A 1743-nucleotide genomic window follows, 5' to 3' on the forward strand; every position below is an offset into this window, starting at 1 on the left:
ACATGGTGCCGACGGCGTTCGTCGTCCTGGACGAACTGCCGCTCACCGTCAACGGGAAGGTCGACCGCAGGGCGCTGCCCGCACCCGAGGCGGAGTCGGGCGCGGGGGAGGAGTATGTCGCCCCGCGCACCGACGCCGAAAAGACTCTTGCGGGCATCTGGGCGGACGTCCTCGGTGTCGAACGTGTCGGCGTCCACGACAACTTCTTCGCCCTCGGCGCAGACTCCATCTCCGCTCTGCGGGCCGCCGGCCGGGTCCGCATGGTTCTCGACGGCGAGCTGTCCTCCCGTACGCTCTTCGACCACCCGACCGTCGAGACACTGGCCCGAGCCCTCGCCGCGACCGCCGTACCCGGTGCGTGCGCCGAGCTGGTGATTCCGCGCGTCGAGCGCGACGGAACCCTCCCGCTGTCCCACGGCCAGGAGCGCCTCGCCTTTCTGGCCGACTTCGCGCGCGGCGACTCCGCGTACAACACCGGCCTCGCTCTGCGCGTCTCCGGCGACATCGACGTGTCCGCACTGCGCACCGCGCTGGTCGGACTCGTCGCCCGCCACGAGGCGCTGCGCACCACGTTCGCAGGCGGAGGCCAGTACGTCCACGAGGATGTTGCACTCCCCATGCGCGTGGTGGACCTCGCGGCCGAGGCCGAGGGAGTGCGACCGGCCGCGCTGCGGCGGACACTCCAGGATGAGCAGGCCACCCCGTTCGACCTCGACGGGGGCCCGCTCGTCCGAGTCCTGGTCGTCCGTCTCTCCGAGCGCGAGCACGTCCTGGCGCTGTCGATGCATCACATCGTGACCGACGGCTGGTCCATGGGCGTGATCATCCGCGAGCTGAGCGCGCTGTACGCCGCCGCTGTGCGTGGTGAGGACATTGTTCTGCCGGAGCCGCGCATCCACTACCCGGACTTCGCGGTCTGGCAGCGGGAGAATCTCGCGGGTGGAGTGTTCGACGGTCAGCTCGACTACTGGCGTGACAAGTTGTCGGGTCTGGAGCCGTTGGAGCTGCCGACGGACCGGCCGCGTCCGGCCGTGCGCACCTCGGACGGTGCGCTGCACACGTTCGCGATCCCGTCCGGTCTCGTGGAGCGGCTCCGGGCGGCGGCGCAGGAGCGTGGGGCGAGTCTGTTCATGGGGCTGACGGCGGTGACGCAGTTGCTGCTGTCGCGTTACAGCGGTCGGCGGGACATCGCGGTGGGTACGGTCGCGTCGGGGCGCGGGCACACGGAGTTGGAGAACCTTGTCGGGTTCTTCGTCAACACCCTCGTGCTGCGTACCCGAATCGACGAGTCCGCGGGCTTCGGCGAATTGCTGTCGCAGGTGCGTGCGACCACCCTGGACGCGTTCGCCCACCAGGACGTGCCGTTCGACCGTGTGGTGGACGTCGCCGAGCCGGAACGGGATCCGAGCAGGAGCCCGCTGGTCCAGGCTCTCGTCGTGCTCCAGAACTCCCTGGGTCTCGAAGGCGAGTTCGCGGGCCGTCCGGCGAAGCGCGAGTTCGTCCCGCGCGCCACGGCGAAGTTCGACGTCTCCTGGGAGTTCTGGGCGCAGGACGGCGGCCTGACGGCCGAACTGGAGTACAGCACCGATCTCTTCGACGCTGCCACGGTCGAGCGGATGTGCCGCCACTGGATCGCTCTCGCGGAGGTGGCGGTGGCGTCGCCGATGGCGCCGCTCGACCGGCTGGAGTGCCTGGACCCCGTCGAACGCGAACTGGCCCTGGGGGAGTGGGCGGGTCCTGGTG

1 protein-coding gene is annotated in these 1743 nt (G+C 70.2%); it reads left to right on the forward strand.

Annotated elements, in window-relative coordinates; all coding sequences use genetic code 11:
* Nucleotides 1–1743: condensation domain-containing protein (locus tag ACGF2V_RS31050; protein ID WP_392913752.1), on the forward strand; the 1743-nt coding region annotated here is incomplete at both ends.

The organism is Streptomyces sp. NPDC047982 (assembly GCF_043204165.1).
Classification (GTDB): domain Bacteria; phylum Actinomycetota; class Actinomycetes; order Streptomycetales; family Streptomycetaceae; genus Streptomyces.